This window comes from Blattabacterium cuenoti, assembly GCF_014252035.1.
GTDB classification, from domain to species: Bacteria; Bacteroidota; Bacteroidia; order Flavobacteriales; family Blattabacteriaceae; genus Blattabacterium; species Blattabacterium cuenoti_Z.
Genome location: NZ_CP059207.1, coordinates 425,680 through 442,867 on the forward strand (window position 1 = coordinate 425,680; position 17,188 = coordinate 442,867).

Sequence of the window (17,188 nt, forward strand, 5' to 3'; positions counted from 1 at the left end):
TGATGTTTGGACAGTAGTAAGTAGTATTTTAAAAAAATTTGTAATGATTATTTATTACAAATGAATAGCTTTTCCGTATACATTAGCTATAGCTTCTACAATAGATTCACTTAATGAAGGGTGAGGATGAATGCTATTTAATATTTCATAACTTGTACATTCTAGTTTTCTTGCTACTACTACTTCTGAAATAATATCTGTAACGTTATCTCCTATCATATGACATCCTAGCCATTCATCATATTTATCATCAAAAATTACTTTAACAAACCCCATAGTATTTCCATCAGAAATTGATTTTCCAAGAGAACTAAAAGGAAATTTTCCTACTTTAAATTGAAATCCTTTTTTCTTTAATTCTTTTTCAGTATAACCAACTGATGCTATTTCTGGTGATGAATAGACACATATTGGTATATTATTATAATCTATTTTTTGGTGATTGTTTAATCCTTTTATATTTTCAACACAATTTATTGCTTCATATGAAGCTACATGAGCTAGTGAAGGAGTTTTAATAACGTCACCAATAGCATAATATCCATCTATATTTGTACAATAATTATCATCTACTTCTATGAATCCATTTTCAGTTTGAATTCCAACTTCTTCTATTCCTATGGATTCGATATTTGGAATAATTCCAATGGCAGAAAAAATAATGTCAGAATCTATTGTAATATTTTTTGTAGGTGTTTTTATTTCAATCATAATAGAATTACTAGATGAATGATGAACATTAGTAATAAAAGAAGATGTATAAATGTTAATTCCAATTTTTTTCATTGATAATTTCATATAATCGGATATTTCATCATCTCCATTTGGAAAAATTTTTTCGCATATTTCTATTATAGTTACTTTTGATCCCATAGAATGATAAAAATAAGCAAATTCTAATCCTATAGAACCTGATCCAATAATTGTAATTTTTTTTGGTAATGATAGTATAGATAAAGCTTCTTTATAAGAAATTATTTTTCCAGAAATTTCGTTTTCTATTTCTATTTTTTTAGGTTTGGATCCAGTAGCAATAATAATATGTGAAGCAGATAATTCACTTATTTTTTTATTTTCTTTATTAAAAACACAAACTTTTTTTTTATTCTTTAATACACCATTACCATGGATAAAATGAATTCCATTTTTTTTTAACAGAAAAAGAATACCCTTCTTTATCTTATCTACTGAATTTCTACTTTTAGAAATGATATTTGGTAAATTAATTTTAATATTCTCATTTTTTATTCCAAATAAATCTTTATTTTTTTTGATTAAATGCAATGTTTTTGCACTATTTAAAATAGATTTAGTTGGAATACATCCCCAATTTAGACAAATTCCACCAACAGATTCTTTTTCTATAATAGCAACTTTCATTCCAAGTTGAGCTGCACGTATAGATGCTACATAACCTCCAGGTCCACTTCCCAAAATGATAACATCAAAATGCATAATAATAAATAAAATGAATAAATAACATGTTTTTATTTAATAAAATAAACAGTATAAAATTACGGATTTTTATTACAATAAAAATATCGTATAAATTTTTATAAAAAAGGATTTTTAATATTTTTTGATATTAAGTATATACAATAAAAATATAAATTTGTATTAACAATAATAATATAATTATGAAATTTTTTTTGGATACAGTAAAATTAGATGAAATTAAAAAAGCCAAAGAATTAGGTTTTCTTGATGGAGTAACTACTAATCCATCTTTAATATCAAAAGGGTATTTTTCTAGCAAAAATGAAATATTTAACCATTATATTTCTATATGTAATATTTTAGAAAATGGAGATATCAGTGCAGAAGTAATTGGAAATAATTATGATGATATCATTCAAGAAGGAGAAGAGCTTTCTTCATTAAATCATAAAATTGTAGTAAAAGTTCCAATGACTAAAAATGGTATTAGAGCAATTAAATTTTTTTCAAAAAAAAACATTAGTACCAATTGCACTCTTGTTTTTTCTTTAGGTCAAGCTATTTTAGCAGCAAAAGTTGGAGCAAAATATGTATCTCCATTTGTTGGTAGATTGGATGATATATCCTATAATGGATTGAATCTTATCAAAGAAATAAAAAATGTATACAATAATTATGGTTTTCAAACAAAAATATTAGCTGCTTCTATACGAAATCCTTTACATATTTTAGAATGTTCCAAAATAGGAATATATGCTGTAACATCTCCTATCAATATTATATTATCCTTATTTCATCATCCTATGACAGAAATAGGATTAGATAAATTTATAAAAGATTATAACAAAAAAATAAATTAGATTTTTATCTTTCCATCTAATAAACATTGTATAGATATGGAAGTAGATTTTGGTAATTTTTCATAAAATTTGGACAATTCTATTTGTTCTTTATTTTCAAAAATTTCTTCTAAATTATTTTTATTAACAAAATTAAATTCTTCTAATTTTTTATCCATATCTTCTTTTATTTTTTTATTTATTTCCTGACTTACTTTATCCAAAATACATATAGTTTCATATATATTTCTTCCAGTTTTTTTTTCTAATTCAATACAATTTATTGTTTCTGTATTAATTGGTACGTTATTAATATATTTAAAAAAGTTCATACTTTTTTTGTCAATTCCTTATATAAAATTTTTAATTTCTTTGCATTAGAATATTTAGAATAATATTTCATATATTTTTCATAAGATTTGAAAAAATCTTTTTTCATAGAAATTTTATACTGTGCTACACAAATTTTATACAAAACTTTTTCTTTAAAATGACTATTTGGAAAAACATTTATAAAATCTTTAAAGTATTGTAAAGATACTTTATATCTATGCATTAAAAAATAAGATTCAGCTATGTGATAATTTTTTATTTCTATTTTGAGTAATAAATCATTTAATAATTTCAAAACTTCTTTAAGTTTTATACTATTAGGATGATTTTTAATAAACTGATGAAGTTCTTCAATTGTATAAAAAACTAATTGATTATCTAAATTATCATTTGATGATTTTTCATAATATTTTTTTACATTTTCATTCAGTAAAATAGCTTTATGTAACTGAGATTTTTTTTCATCAGATATATCAATATTTTTTTTTGATAAAAAACAACTGCTGAAAGTGATTAAAAATATTATTAATACAATTCTTCTATAAATCATTTAATTCACATTTTTTGCATAATATTTTTTAATATCTTTATCAAATAAATATAATCCAACATTATTTTCTCCTATCAATTTTATTTTATCCAAAAACATTTTACTTAGTGTTTCTTCTTCAATTTGTTCTTCAATAAACCACTGTAAAAAATGATATGTAAAATAATCTTTTTCTTTCAATGATAATTCTACCAATAAATTTATTTCTTTAGAAATACTTTTTTCATGTTCAAATAATTTTTGAAATAAGTTTTTTAGAGAACTATACGTTTTTTTTAAATTATTACTATTCACTGAAATACTAAATTCTCCATTTCTTTTATTAATGTATCTAATTATTTTAAACATATGATCTCTTTCTTCATCAGAATGATCATATAAAAATTCGCTTATTCCTTTAAGTCCAATTTTATTATCAACCCAAGAAGCCATAGATAAATATAATAAAGAAGATTCTAACTCTTTATTTAATTGATTTACTAATGCTAATTGTATTGTATTGCTAAACATAGTTAATAAAAATTATTATAGTTATAATTGAGTTTTTCTTTGTTAATTATTATTTTTTCATTTTCATTAATGAATCTCTTATCTTCTGTCTTAATGAAAAAGTAGCAGGTAATAAAGGTAACCTTACATAAGGATCACATATTTCAATCAAATTAAGAAAAGTTTTTATTCCAGTAGGATTTCCCTCTTCATAAATAAGATCTGTCATTTTAATAATCTCATAGAAAATAGAAAATGCTATTTTTTCTTCATTATTTCTTGCTAAAGAAACCATTTTTGATATTTTTTTTGGCAGTCCTTGAGCTATAACCGATATTACTCCATCTCCTCCTCCCAGAATAATAGGAAGTGTAATAAAATCATCACCTGATATCACACTAAAATTTTCCGGTTTTTTTTCAATAATCCTGTAAGATTGTAATAAATCTCCAGATGCTTCTTTAATTCCAATTATTTTAGTAAAATCATTTGCCAAACGTAAAACAGTCTCTGGAATAATATTAGTACCTGTTCTTTTAGGAACATTGTAAATGATTATATTAACATCTGTATGATTTACGATAGATTTGAAATGTTCATAAATACCATTTTGAGATGGTCTGTTATAATATGGAGAAACAGAAAGAATAGCATAAAAATCAGATAAATTTTTTATGCTATTTATTTTTTCTATAACATTTTTTGTATCATTTCCTCCTATTCCTAGTACTAATGGTAATTTTTTATAATTTACATTTTGAATACATTTAATAATATTTTTTTTCTCTTCTTCTCTTAAAGTTGCTGTTTCGGCTGTAGTTCCTAATAAAACTAAATAGTCTACTCCATTATCTATTACATATTTTACAAGTTTTTCAAGTCCATTAAAATCAACACTATTATCCTTTTTAAAAGGAGTAACTAACGCTACACCCGTCCCATATAATTTTTTCATATATAACTACATTTAGTTTTCAATGATAATAATAAATATCGTTGTTATTTCAATATTTAATTTATTATAAATATTACTCAGTTATTTTTTGAACTCAGATGTAAACGCATTGTGTTATGAAATGAAAATGATAGTTAAATTAATTAATAAAAACTTAAAAAAACTAATAGTTTCTTTTTGCTCTTGGTTTAGCTGCAGAAACAATAATATTTCTACCCATTAACTCTGTTCCATTTAGTTTTTCTATAGCTTGTTTAGCATTTTCTTCATTAGACATTTCTATGAAACCAAACCCTTTACTCCTTTTATTCGATGTAGATTCATCGAAAATTATTTTTACATGAGTAACTTCTCCTATAGATTCAAAATGTTTTTTTAATTCTTGTTCTGTTATATCGTAAGATAAATTACCTACGTATAATTTCGTATTGTCCATATATAATATTTGTTTTATAAAGCAAATTTAGACAAATATTTTTTCTAAAAATGTATTAATTAATATAGTCCAATAAATTTCAGCAAATAAATTATGTTTTTTTTAAATAAAAATTACATAAAGAATATAATTTATGATTAATAAATCACCATATCTAAACATATCTTAATAAATAAATGATAAGACAAATTTTATATTATAAAAGAATATCTAATGAAAATGAATAATTTTTCCATTATTTCTTCTATACTAGACAATGATTTTTATAAGTTTACTATGCAAAATGCTGTAATAAAATTATTTCCTTCAGTAAAAACTAGATATGAATTAATAAATCGTGGAAATCATTTTTTTCCAAAAAATTTTGCAAATTCTATAAGAGAAAATATTGATAAAATGTCAAATCTTAAACTTTCAAATGAAGAAAAAATATATCTTAAAAAATATTGTACTTGTTTAGATTCTTCATATATAGATTTTTTGGAAAAATATCGATACAATCCAAAAGAAGTTTTTATTTCGCAAAAGGGTGGTAATATAAAAATATATATAGAGGGATTATGGAGTAGAACTATATTATGGGAAGTTCCTATAATGGCAATTATATCAGAATTATATTACAAATTGACAAATTCTAATAATATTTCAAATATCAAAATAATATCTTCTACTAAAAAAAAATTAAATATTTATAAAAAACTAAAAGTTAGAATTGGTGAATATGGTACTAGAAGAAGGTTTTCATATAATGTTCAAAAATTAGTACTAAAAATTATAAAAAAAGAAAAATACCCTTTTTTTACAGGAAGTAGCAATGTACATTTTTCCCATATCTTTTCAAGATCTCCAATAGGTACTCAAGGACATGAATGGATAATGTTACATGCGGCTAAATATGGATTAAACATAGCAGACCGTATAGCAATGGAAAATTGGCTAAATATTTATCAAGGTGAATTAGGAATTGCTTTATCTGATACATACACTTCTTCAATTTTTTTTAAAAATTTTAATAAAAAACTAGCTAATGCTTTTAAAGGGGTAAGACATGATAGTGGAGATCCAGTAATTTTCATTAAAGAAGTAATAAAACATTATAAAAAATTCAATATAAATCCACTAAAAAAAATAATTGTATTTTCAGATAATCTAAATCCAAAAAAAATATCAAATATTACTGCTTTTTGTAAAAAAAAAATTATTCCCTTTTTTGGAATAGGAACAAATTTTACAAATGATGTAGGATTATCTCCTATGAATATTGTTATTAAAATGGTTTCTGCTCTTTTTAAAAAAAAGTGGATTTCTGTAATAAAATTATCTAATGTAAAAGAAAAATCAACAGGAAAAAAAAATATGCTAATTTTAGCTAGAAAAAATATTCATTATATAAAATAAAAAAATCTTTTTAATTAAATAATTATCAAATATAATAATGCAAATTTCATGAAATCCAAAAATAATTTGTACAAATATTTTTACATAGAAAATTATGGTTGTCAAATGAATGTTTCAGATAGTGAAATAATTACTTCTATTTTATTAAATCACGGATTTTTTCTTTCAGAAAAAATTGAAACAACAGACATTGTATTATTAAATGCTTGTTCTATAAGAGAAAAAGCAGAATTAAGTTTAACTAGAAAGTTAGAACAATTAAAATTTTTAAAGAAAAAAAATAAAATTTTATTTGGAATAACAGGTTGTTTTTCTAAAAAACTAAAAGAATTTTTTCTAAAAGAAAAAAAAGTAGATTTTTTTGTTGAACCAGATTTTTATAAAAAAATACCTAATATTATTCAATATATTTCAAATGATAAAATAATACCCCCATCTTTTTTTTCAAAAAACAGAAAAGAAACATATGAAGATATTATTCCATTTTCTGATAATAAAAAAAAGATTACAAAATTTTTAAGCATAACAAGAGGTTGTAATAATATGTGTACATTTTGTATAGTGCCATTTACTAGAGGAAGAGAGAAGAGCAGTAATCCTTATTCTATAATAAAAGAATGTAAACGATTATATAAAATCGGATATAAAGAAATAACTCTTTTAGGACAAAATGTTGATTCATATCAGTATATAATAAAAAATAAATCTATAAAAAAAGATATGATGGTTAAATTTTCTGATCTTTTAAGCTTATTAGCTACAGAAGTTCCTTTTATGAGAATACGATTTTCTACATCCAATCCACATGATATGTCCGAAAGTGTTTTAAACGTTATCTCAAAATATCCTAATATATGCAAACATATACATTTGCCAGTTCAATCTGGAAGTAATAAAATATTAAAATTAATGAATAGAAAATATTCACGTGAAAAATATATTAATTTAATAGAAAAAATTAGAAATATTATTCCTGAATGCTCTATTTCTCATGATATTATGACTGGATTTTGTGGAGAAAATGAAAAAGATCATCAAGATACTATTAGTTTAATGAATGAAATTAAATATAATTATGGTTACATGTTTTCCTATTCTCCAAGACCAGGTACATTTTCTTACAAAAAATTAAAAGATGATGTTCCAAAACATATAAAAAAAGAAAGACTAAAAGAAATTATAGATTTGCAAAGAGAACATTCGTTATTTCGTATGAAAGAATTTATAGGAAAAACGCAAGAAATATTGATAGAAGGAATTTCAAAAAGAAATAACAAAAACTGGTATGGTAGAAATACTCAAAATATAATTGTAGTTTTCCCCAAAAAAAACTTTTTGTCAATAGGTGATACTATTAACGTAAAAATACTAAACAATACATCTGCAACTTTAATAGGTGAAATTGATTAATTTTTTTAATATCAAAAGTCCTAATATGGAATTTATCCAAAGTATCAAACAAAAATTTGGAATTATAGGATACGATTACGCTTTACATAGAGCTATAGAAAAATCAATACAAGTCGCACCTACTGATATTTCGGTATTAGTTCTTGGAGAAAGTGGAGTTGGAAAAGAATTTATTCCAAAAATAATACATCAATTTTCTTCTAGAAAACATAATTCTTATATTGCTGTAAATTGTGGAGCTATACCTGAAGGAACAATTGATAGTGAACTTTTTGGTCATGAAAAAGGGTCTTTTACAGGAGCTACAAGTATGAGAAAGGGTTATTTTGAAGTAGCAAATGGAGGTACAATATTTCTCGATGAAGTAGGAGAACTTCCTTTAACAACTCAAGTACGTTTACTTAGAGTTTTAGAATCTGGGGAATTTATTAAAGTAGGATCTTCAAAAATACAAAAAGTAAATATAAGAATAGTTGCAGCTACTAATTTAAATATGATAGAATCTATACAAAAAGGAAAATTTAGAGAAGATTTGTATTATCGTTTAAATACAGTACAAATAAATGTTCCTACTTTACGTTCTCGTAAAAATGACATAAAATTATTATTTAAAAAATTTTCTAATGATTTTGCTGATAAATATCACATGCCACCAGTAAAATTAACAGAAGAATCTTTAAAATATCTAGAAAATTACTCTTGGCCAGGAAATATAAGACAATTAAAAAATGTTACAGAACAAATTTCTGTAGTAGAAGCAGAAAGAGAAATTTCAATTGAAAAATTGAAAGAATATATTCCAGATAATATTCCTTCAATATCTTCTTTGTCTCGTAATGATTTTAACAATACTTTTATACATGATTTTTCTAAAGAAAGAGACTTTCTTTACAAAATATTATTTGATATGAAAAAAAGTTTAAATGATTTAAAAAATATGGTATTTCAACTAATAAAAGATTATCCGAATAATAAGTTTTTAGAAAAAAATCAACACCTTATAAATAAAATATATGGTCCAATTATTCATCATCAAAGTGCAGAAAGAAAGGATAATTTTTTTCAAATAGAACATTCTTCTGATTCTGAAAAAAGATATTATAATAAAAATTCTAATTGTAATAATAAAGAAATTCATAAAGATTTTATCAAGAAAGAAGAAATACCTTCTTTTTCCTTACGGAAGAAAGAAATAGAGTTTATTCAAAAAGCTTTGAAAAAAAATAATGGAAAAAGAAGCAAAGCTGCTAAAGAACTAGGAATTTCTGAAAGGACATTATATAGAAAAATTAAACAATATGGGTTATAAATACATTTTATTCATTTTTTCTTTTGTATTATCCTCTTGCAATTCACCTTTATTTCCACTTCTTTATAAAAGAAAAACAATAGAGATTGGTAATTTTATAAATACAATGTGTCTTCCTAAAATATGCATTTCTTCTGATTTTAGAAAAAATTTTGAAGAATATATAGAAAGACATAGTCCTTTACAAATAGTTTCTCAAAATGGAGAAATTTTTATAGAAGGAGCTTTTTTAGATTATGTATTAATGTCACAAGTAAATTCTCCAATAAAAAAAATTAAACTAATAATGAAAATATATTATAAAGATAAAATGCATCCTCAAAATAATTCGGTAAAATATTTATCTTCAACAGAATATTTTTCATATAAAAAAGATCCATTTTTAAGAAAATCTGTAAATAAGATTATGAGAAATTTAACAGTAAAAATATTTAATATTATCAGTGATATAAATCAATAAAAATATATATGTATTTAACGATTAGTATATTCGGTTTTTTTATTATTATAGCATGCATTTTATTGATATTAATAATATTAATACAAAATCCAAATAAAGATAGTATATCTCAATCTTTTTTAGATAATAATTTTAAATTTCTTGGTGTAAAAAGAACTAATTCTTTCTTGGAAGGAGTTACATGGTTTTTATCTATTGTTATATTTTTTTTAACTATAGTTTTTAATATTTTTTTGAAATTAAAACAACAGTAAAGTATGTCATTATGACGTTTTATTATAAATTATTATGTCTTTTTCATTGTGGCATGTTTTTGGCTTCTTAGTAATTTAGAATCGTAAAAATTATAAAATATGGTGGAAGTAAAGATAAAACCTTTAGCAGATCGTGTCCTTGTACAACCTGATCCTGCTGAAACAAAAACTTCATCAGGCATTATTATCCCTGATACTGCGAAAGAAAAACCGCAAAAGGGAACTGTAATTGCGGTAGGAAAAGGAAAAAAAAATGAGCCTATGATTTTAAAGGAAGGAGATAGAGTGTTATATGGTAAGTATTCCGGTACAGAATTAAAATGGGAAGGAGAGGAATATCTTATTATGAGAGAATCTGATGTAATAGCTATTATATAATGTAATTTTTCTATATCATATAGAAGAAATATATTCATTCATTAAAATCTAAAAAAATTATGGCAAAAGATATTAAATTTGATATTGAAGCAAGAGATAAATTAAAAAAAGGTGTTGATGCATTAGCTAATGCAGTTAAAGTTACTTTAGGTCCAAAAGGACGTAATGTTGTTTTGCAAAAATCTTTTGGAGGACCACAAGTAACAAAAGACGGTGTTACTGTTGCTAAAGAAATTGAATTAGAAGATCCTATAGAAAATCTTGGTGCACAAATGGTAAAAGAAGTTGCTTCAAAAACTAATGATGTAGCTGGAGATGGAACTACGACTGCGACTGTACTAGCTCAGGCAATTGTTAGAGAAGGATTAAAAAATGTAGCAGCTGGTGCTAATCCAATGGATTTAAAAAGAGGTATAGATAAAGCTTTAGAAACTGTTATACTAGATTTAAAAAAACAATCTAGGGAAGTAGGAGGCAATACAGAAAAAATAAAACAAGTAGCTTCTATTTCCGCAAATAATGACGAAAAAACTGGAGCGTTAATAGCTGATGCATTTGAAAAGGTAGGAAAAGAAGGAGTTATTACGGTAGAAGAAGCAAAAGGTACAGATACATCTGTAGATGTAGTTGAAGGTATGCAATTTGATAGAGGTTATCAATCTCCTTATTTTGTAACAAATACGGAAAAAATGATAACAGAATTTGATCAACCTCAAATTCTATTGTCTGATAAAAAAATAGCGGCAATGAAAGATTTGTTGCCTATATTAGAACCTGTTGCTCAATCAGGAAAACCATTACTTATTATTTCAGAAGAAGTAGAAGGTGAAGCGTTAGCTACATTAGTAGTTAATAAAATACGTGGAACATTAAAAGTAGCCGCTATAAAAGCACCAGGATTTGGGGATAGAAGAAAAGCTATGTTAGAAGATATAGCAATATTAACAGGCGGTACAGTTATTTCTGAAGAAACAGGTAGTAAGTTAGAAGACGTAAAATTGAATATGCTTGGAAAAGCTGAAAGAGTTATCATAGATAAAGATAACACAACAATTGTCAATGGAGGAGGTAGTAAAAGAGATATAAGAGCACGTGTAGATCAAATTAAAGCTCAAATAGAATCTACTACTTCAGATTATGATAAGGAGAAATTACAAGAACGTCTTGCAAAACTAGCAGGTGGTGTCGCAGTGCTTTATGTTGGAGCAGCTTCTGAAGTAGAAATGAAGGAAAAAAAAGACCGTGTAGATGACGCTTTAAATGCTACTAGAGCAGCTGTAGAAGAAGGAATAGTAGCAGGTGGAGGAGTAGCTTTAGTACGTGCGATCAAATCATTAGATAACGTAAGAGGAGATAATTCAGATCAAGATACCGGAATACAAATAGTTAGAAGATCTTTAGAGGAACCTTTACGTCAAATAGTTGCTAATGCTGGAGAAGAAGGATCTGTTGTTGTAGCAAAAGTTGCTGAAGGAAAAGGAGATTTTGGATATGATGCTAAAATCGGAGAATACAAAAATATGATAGTAGAAGGTATTATAGATCCTACTAAAGTAGCTAGAGTAGCATTAGAAAATGCAGCTTCTGTATCTGGTATGTTATTGACTACAGAATGTGTTGTTACAGAAATAAAAAAAGATGAACCTGTTGGAGCACCTCCAATGCCTGGAGCCGGTGGTGGTATGGGAGGTATGATGTAAAATGAATAAATGTAGTAAAGTAGATAAGATTATAATCTTATCTTTTCTTTCTGAACAAAAAAAAATAGTGTCTATGGTTTTTCCATAAGACACTATTTTTTTATAACGAATTTTTTAAACTTTAATGCATTCTATAACATCCTTCTTTTTATATATATTTAAAACCAATTTTTTTGAACTTTCAGAGTTTGTTCTATAACATCTCTTACACATCCTCTACCACCTTTTTTTGGAGAAATATATTTAGATACATTCTTTACTTCTTGAACAGCGTCTATTGGTGAACAAGGTAAGGCTACAGATTTCATAATTTCAATATCTGGAATATCGTCGCCCATATAAAGCACATTTTTTTTGCTTATTTTCAATATTTTACAATACTCATCTAGATATTTTTTTTTATTATTAACTCCTTGATAAATGTAAGGAATATCTAAACTTCTCAAACGACGAAATACCATTAAATCTGAACCTCTTGTTATAACACATATATTATAACCTTTACTTTTTGCTATTTGAATAGCATATCCATCTTTAGCAAACATTTGACGAACCAAATTACCATCTGGAAAAAGATTCAAGTTACAATTTGTTAAAACTCCATCAACATCAAATACAAAAGTATTAATGTTATTCATTATATTTCTATAATTCTCCATAAAAAATAAATCAATACTCTACTATTTTTTACATTTTTTTATTCACATAATTAAAAAAAATAACATTTTTTTTGATTGTTATGTAAATAAAAAAATTCAAATTCAATTAATTATTAAATTAATTAAATATCTTCGAAATTGATATTTGTAAAATTTTTTACTCCCGATGTTTTTTTAATTTTAACTTCTTTAACATCTTGATTTTGATTATGATGATGTGTTTGATAATGAGTTTTAAAATCTTTTTGATGACGTTCTGATATTACTTCACTACCTTTTTCATTGATAATAAATTTAATCATGTCATCAAGTATACTCTGAAATTTAGAAAAATCTTCTTTATACAAATATATTTTATGTTTTTTATACGATATTTCACCTGTTTCAGAATAATTTTTCTTACTTTCAGTAATCGTTAAATAATAATCACCAGCTCTTGTTTCTCTTGCGTCAAAAAAATATGTACGACTACCTGTTTTTAGAGTTTTTGAACAAATTTCGTTTCTATCGTTCCTCTCTTTGATATTTTCTTTTTCATCCATTTCAAAAAAATATTATAATACTGAACAAATCTAAATAAAAAAAATGGTCTATACTATTTTTCTTAAAAAATTATTCGAAATAATTTTAAGAAAAAATGTTTTTTTCTTCTATTATAGAAATTTTTCCATTTTTTAACGAAATAAATAAATCGTAATCTTGAATATAAGAAGTATCATGTGTAATAATAATTATAGTACTATTTTTTAATCCTTTTTTTATATGATAAATCATCAGTTTTCTTGTTTTTTGATCTATAGCAGAAAAACTATCATCAAAAATAATAATTTTTGGTTTTCTGATAATAGCTCTTGCTATACATATTCTTTGTTTTTGACCTCCAGATAAAGTAATACCCCTTTCTCCTATTATTGTATCATATCCATTTTTAAAATTAAGAATATCATTTTCAATCATGGCCATTTTAGCTGCAGAATGCACTTTGTAATGTGTTACACGGCCTATACAACCCAAAGCTATATTATTATAAATTGAATCTGAAAAAAGAAAAGATTCTTGAGGTGCATAACCTATATTCTTTCTAAAAGAAAAAAGATTATGATTTTTTAAATTGACATTATCTACAATGATTTCTCCATGAATAGGATCGTATAAACGTGATATTAATTTTCCAATAGTAGTTTTTCCAGAACCAGTTTCTCCTGTTAAAACTAATGTTTTCCCACTTTTTAATGAAAAAGATATTTTATTTATTGTATAGTTTTTTTTTTCATAAAAAATTTTTTTATCGTAGAAAAAACTAACATTTTTGAAATCTATATTACCAAATATTTTTGTTTTTGTTAAAATATTGTTGTTATATATATTTGGTTTTTCATTCAAAAATTCTTTTATACGAACTTGTGAGACCTTTGCTTTTTCTACAATAGAAACAACCCATCCTAATATGATGAATGGGAAAACTAATACGTTTATATATGTAAAAAATTCTGCAATAATCCCTATTTCTTTTATTTCTCCTAAATAATATTTTTTTCCTCCGAAAAAAATAATCATTAAATAACTTATTCCAATAAAAAATATTATAACGGAAGATAATAAAGTATCAATTTTTGATAATTCTATATTTTTTTTTCGATAATTTTGTACAATTTTTTTGTATTTTTTTTGAAAAATAGATTCGGCTACAAACGATTTTATGATATGTATTCCAGAAAAAGTTTCTTGTATAAAAGAAGACGTAAATGATTGGTAATTTTGAATTTTTTTACTTTTTTTGGAAATAAATATACTTATATAGTAAATCAAAATAAATAAAATAGGGATAGGTGCAATGACATAAAAAGTTAATGTTTTACCTATTTTTAACATTTGTACTATAACCATAAAAAAAAGAATTATTAGGTTAACAAAGTACATTATACCTGGTCCTATGTATTGTCTAATAAAAGAAACGTCTTCTGTAAGACGATTCATGAGATCTCCTGTAGAATTTTTTTTATAGAAAGACAAACTCAATTTTTGATAATGTGTAAAAATTTGATTTTTTATATCAAATTCTATCATTCTAGATGTAGAAATAATACATTTTCTCATATGGTATTTTATTATACCACCTATAATAGGGCCCATTAGTATAATTCCAGTATAAATAAGAATTTTCTTTTTAATATTATAAGAATCCGTTGCATTTGTTGAAAGATTCATGAATAAATTCTTAATGGCATTAATTGATTTTCCTACATAAGGAATAGGAATTAAAGTTAAAATATTGGATATTATAATTAATAAAAAACCTATGCACAGACGTAATTTATATCTTAAGTAATATTTTTTGCTGAAAGCAAATAAACCGTTCATATAACATACAAAAATACAAACTTTTTAAGTTTTGATTTTTTATTTATATAATTGTATGTATAATATATTATTTATATAGATATTAATAATGTTAAATGTTCTAATAAAATGTCCATAAGAAGACACTTTAGAATAAAAAGTTTACAATTTTTATACGCTCAATATTTATCAAAAATAGATTCTAGAGAAGTTGAAAAAAATATGTTGAAAAGTATTGAATATTTACATAGTATGTATATATCACTTCTATATTTAATATTAGAAATAAGAAAAAAAGCTTTAAATTTTGAAAGCATTTATTATAACAATAAACATAAAGAAAAGGATATTAGTTTTATAAGAAAAATTGCATATAATCCTATCATTAAAATTCTTTCAAAGAATAAATATTTAATGAAGTATAATTTTTCTGATAAAAAATTTTTTTGGAAAACTTTAAAGAAAAATGAACATATTTTTATTTCTCTTTTATTAGATAATAAAAAAATTTTTTATCAGAAAACATGTGAATCATTTGAAGAAAAAAAATATTTTTTGATAAAATATTATAAAGAATTTATTATCCCAAACAAAAATATAATAGAATGCATAGAAGATATTCATATAATAAATGGAAAAGAAGATTTAAATATAGCTCATTCAATGGTTTGCAAAACTTTAAAATTTATTAAATATTCTACTCCTTTTGATTTTAAATTATATGATATTTATAAAAATAATGAAAATAAAAAATTTATTATTAATTTGTATAGAAACACTATCTTTTATAAAGATCAACTTAACTATTTAATTAGTAATACATCAAATAATTGGGATATAAACAGAATATCAAAAATAGATTTAATTATATTACAAATGGCTATTTGTGAATTTTTATATTTTCCAAATATACCTCCAAAAGCTACCATTAATGAATATATAGAAATAACAAAAATATTTTGTATGGAAAAAAGCAAAATGTTTATTAATGGGATATTAGATAATATATTTAAACTTTTAAATAAACAGAATAAAATATTTAAAGTTGGAAAAGGTCTTATGTAATAAAGAAAATATATCTTAATTATAAAAAAATAATTTTTATGTTATTACAACAAAATTCTATTGCAAGTACTATTTGTATGTTTGCATTAATTTTTATTATATTTTATTTTTTTATGATACGACCTCAAATACAAAAACAAAAAATTGAAAAAAAATTTCAAGAAGAGTTAAAAATAGGAAATTACATAGTTACAAATTCAGGTATACATGGTAAAATTATCGAACTTAAAAACGATTTTTGTATACTTGAAACTATTATAGGAAAAATAAAACTAGAAAAAAATACAGTTTCTAAGGAATTGACTCAATTACGTTATGGAGAAAAAAACATAAATATATTATAAATGAATCTTATATTGATAGGTTTAACAGGAAAAATGGGGTCTGGTAAAAGTGTATTTTCTTCTTTTTTTAAAAAAAAAGGAATTCCTATTTATTATTCAGATAAAAGAGGAAAAATATTAATGAATAATATTAAAACTATACAAAATAGTATCATTAAAAATTTTGGAAAAAAATCTTATGTAAATAACAAAGTAAATAAGAATTATTTATCTAATATAGTATTCAAAAATCCAGTTGCGTTGAAAATTTTGTGTTCTATTATCCATCCGTGGATATCTTTTGATTTTAAAAAATGGATTATTTCTTTAAAAAAGAAAAAGAATAAAAATGAAAATTTTTATGTAATTAAAGAATCTGCTATTTTATTTGAAAGTGGAAGTTATCAAGAATGTAATAATATTATTACCATAACTTCTCCTTTAAAAAAAATAATAGAAAGAATAATAAAAAGAGATAATTTAAGTGAAAAAGAAATTTTTTATAGATTAAAAAATCAAATTTCTAATAAAAAAAGAAAAAAAATATCTAATATTATTGTAGATAATTCTACGTCTTTTAAGGATTTAAAAGAACAAGCTAATAACATTTATAATAATACTTTTTTGACTATAAATAAAAAAATTTTTTCAAATGGGAAAAGGAGATAAAAAAACTAGAAGAGGAAAAATAATAAGAAAAACTTATGGAAATCTTAGATTAAATCCAAGAAATATTAAAAGAAAAAAAAAAATGAAAATCACAAATAGTAGTAGTAATACTATCAAAAAATAAACTTAACTTCTCATTTATAAAATAAAATTAATTTTACTGTTAATGAATATAATGAATATT

The 17,188-nt window shown here is 23.4% G+C and carries 21 protein-coding genes; 12 read left to right on the forward strand and 9 right to left on the reverse strand.

The window, feature by feature from the left end; all coding sequences use genetic code 11:
• Positions 1 to 54: 54 nt before the first annotated feature.
• Positions 55 to 1,455, reverse strand: coding sequence for a dihydrolipoyl dehydrogenase (lpdA, locus tag H0H49_RS02060; protein WP_185864312.1), 1,401 nt, complete (start codon positions 1,453 to 1,455; stop codon positions 55 to 57).
• A 182-nt stretch (positions 1,456 to 1,637) separates the two neighbouring features.
• Here lpdA and fsa point away from each other — a divergent pair, with 182 nt between their 5' ends.
• Positions 1,638 to 2,297, forward strand: coding sequence for a fructose-6-phosphate aldolase (gene fsa, locus H0H49_RS02065; RefSeq protein ID WP_185864313.1), 660 nt, complete (start codon positions 1,638 to 1,640; stop codon positions 2,295 to 2,297).
• Here fsa and H0H49_RS02070 read toward each other — a convergent pair.
• From H0H49_RS02070 to rbp, 5 genes are all read right to left on the reverse strand, one after another.
• On the reverse strand, positions 2,294 to 2,608 hold the full coding sequence (locus tag H0H49_RS02070) for a hypothetical protein (RefSeq protein WP_185864314.1): 315 nt from the start codon (positions 2,606 to 2,608) through the stop codon (positions 2,294 to 2,296). The genes fsa and H0H49_RS02070 overlap by 4 nt on opposite strands.
• Positions 2,605 to 3,159: an outer membrane protein assembly factor BamD gene (locus tag H0H49_RS02075; protein ID WP_185864315.1), complete on the reverse strand. Its 555-nt coding sequence runs from the start codon at positions 3,157 to 3,159 to the stop codon at positions 2,605 to 2,607. Before H0H49_RS02075 ends, H0H49_RS02070 begins: the two co-directional genes overlap by 4 nt.
• Positions 3,160 to 3,669: a ferritin gene (locus H0H49_RS02080; RefSeq protein WP_185864316.1), complete on the reverse strand. Its 510-nt coding sequence runs from the start codon at positions 3,667 to 3,669 to the stop codon at positions 3,160 to 3,162.
• A gap of 49 nt (positions 3,670 to 3,718) precedes the next feature.
• Entirely contained in the window at positions 3,719 to 4,603 is an 885-nt protein-coding gene (dapA, locus tag H0H49_RS02085) for a 4-hydroxy-tetrahydrodipicolinate synthase (protein WP_185864317.1), read from the reverse strand.
• 163 nt (positions 4,604 to 4,766) lie between these two features.
• A complete protein-coding gene (gene rbp / locus H0H49_RS02090) occupies positions 4,767 to 5,039 on the reverse strand; it encodes an RNA-binding regulator (protein ID WP_185864318.1) in 273 nt (90 codons plus the stop codon).
• A 219-nt stretch (positions 5,040 to 5,258) separates the two neighbouring features.
• On the opposite strand from rbp, the gene pncB reads away from it, so the two are divergent.
• The 7 genes from pncB to groL all read left to right on the forward strand — a co-directional run bounded on the left by pncB (position 5,259) and on the right by groL (position 11,948).
• Entirely contained in the window at positions 5,259 to 6,437 is a 1,179-nt protein-coding gene (gene pncB / locus H0H49_RS02095) for a nicotinate phosphoribosyltransferase (protein ID WP_185864757.1), read from the forward strand.
• Positions 6,438 to 6,542: 105 nt separating this feature from the next.
• On the forward strand, positions 6,543 to 7,847 hold the full coding sequence (miaB, locus tag H0H49_RS02100; RefSeq protein ID WP_238784934.1) for a tRNA (N6-isopentenyl adenosine(37)-C2)-methylthiotransferase MiaB: 1,305 nt from the start codon (positions 6,543 to 6,545) through the stop codon (positions 7,845 to 7,847).
• Between the two features lie 25 nt (positions 7,848 to 7,872).
• Complete coding sequence (locus tag H0H49_RS02105) at positions 7,873 to 9,156, forward strand: sigma-54 interaction domain-containing protein (RefSeq protein WP_185864320.1); 1,284 nt, start codon at positions 7,873 to 7,875, stop codon at positions 9,154 to 9,156.
• Positions 9,146 to 9,616 carry a hypothetical protein gene (locus H0H49_RS02110; RefSeq protein ID WP_185864321.1) on the forward strand — a complete coding sequence of 157 codons (471 nt, stop codon included), beginning with the start codon at positions 9,146 to 9,148 and terminating at the stop codon, positions 9,614 to 9,616. The genes H0H49_RS02105 and H0H49_RS02110 overlap by 11 nt, the downstream gene beginning before the upstream one ends.
• Positions 9,617 to 9,624: 8 nt before the next feature.
• Positions 9,625 to 9,870 carry a preprotein translocase subunit SecG gene (gene secG, locus H0H49_RS02115; RefSeq protein WP_185864322.1) on the forward strand — a complete coding sequence of 82 codons (246 nt, stop codon included), beginning with the start codon at positions 9,625 to 9,627 and terminating at the stop codon, positions 9,868 to 9,870.
• 99 nt (positions 9,871 to 9,969) lie between these two features.
• Positions 9,970 to 10,248 carry a co-chaperone GroES gene (locus tag H0H49_RS02120; RefSeq protein ID WP_185864323.1) on the forward strand — a complete coding sequence of 93 codons (279 nt, stop codon included), beginning with the start codon at positions 9,970 to 9,972 and terminating at the stop codon, positions 10,246 to 10,248.
• A 59-nt stretch (positions 10,249 to 10,307) separates the two neighbouring features.
• Entirely contained in the window at positions 10,308 to 11,948 is a 1,641-nt protein-coding gene (groL, locus tag H0H49_RS02125; RefSeq protein ID WP_185864324.1) for a chaperonin GroEL, read from the forward strand.
• Between the two features lie 158 nt (positions 11,949 to 12,106).
• Here the strand turns inward: groL and H0H49_RS02130 are convergent, their stop codons facing one another.
• The 3 genes from H0H49_RS02130 to H0H49_RS02140 all read right to left on the reverse strand — a co-directional run bounded on the left by H0H49_RS02130 (position 12,107) and on the right by H0H49_RS02140 (position 14,968).
• Positions 12,107 to 12,586, reverse strand: a complete 480-nt coding sequence (locus H0H49_RS02130) for a KdsC family phosphatase (protein ID WP_238784935.1) — start codon at positions 12,584 to 12,586, stop codon at positions 12,107 to 12,109.
• Between the two features lie 143 nt (positions 12,587 to 12,729).
• Positions 12,730 to 13,149 carry a DUF3276 family protein gene (locus H0H49_RS02135; protein ID WP_185864326.1) on the reverse strand — a complete coding sequence of 140 codons (420 nt, stop codon included), beginning with the start codon at positions 13,147 to 13,149 and terminating at the stop codon, positions 12,730 to 12,732.
• Positions 13,150 to 13,234: 85 nt separating this feature from the next.
• Positions 13,235 to 14,968, reverse strand: a complete 1,734-nt coding sequence (locus tag H0H49_RS02140) for an ABC transporter ATP-binding protein (protein ID WP_185864327.1) — start codon at positions 14,966 to 14,968, stop codon at positions 13,235 to 13,237.
• A 108-nt stretch (positions 14,969 to 15,076) separates the two neighbouring features.
• On the opposite strand from H0H49_RS02140, the gene nusB reads away from it, so the two are divergent.
• From nusB to H0H49_RS02160, 4 genes are read left to right on the forward strand one after another with little or no spacing between them, the layout of a single operon-like run.
• Positions 15,077 to 16,012: a transcription antitermination factor NusB gene (nusB, locus tag H0H49_RS02145; protein ID WP_185864328.1), complete on the forward strand. Its 936-nt coding sequence runs from the start codon at positions 15,077 to 15,079 to the stop codon at positions 16,010 to 16,012.
• Between the two features lie 32 nt (positions 16,013 to 16,044).
• Positions 16,045 to 16,356: a preprotein translocase subunit YajC gene (gene yajC, locus H0H49_RS02150; RefSeq protein WP_185864758.1), complete on the forward strand. Its 312-nt coding sequence runs from the start codon at positions 16,045 to 16,047 to the stop codon at positions 16,354 to 16,356.
• Complete coding sequence (gene coaE, locus H0H49_RS02155) at positions 16,357 to 17,004, forward strand: dephospho-CoA kinase (protein WP_185864329.1); 648 nt, start codon at positions 16,357 to 16,359, stop codon at positions 17,002 to 17,004.
• Positions 16,988 to 17,128, forward strand: a complete 141-nt coding sequence (locus tag H0H49_RS02160) for a 30S ribosomal protein THX (RefSeq protein ID WP_185864330.1) — start codon at positions 16,988 to 16,990, stop codon at positions 17,126 to 17,128. Before coaE ends, H0H49_RS02160 begins: the two co-directional genes overlap by 17 nt.
• Positions 17,129 to 17,188: the final 60 nt, after the last annotated feature.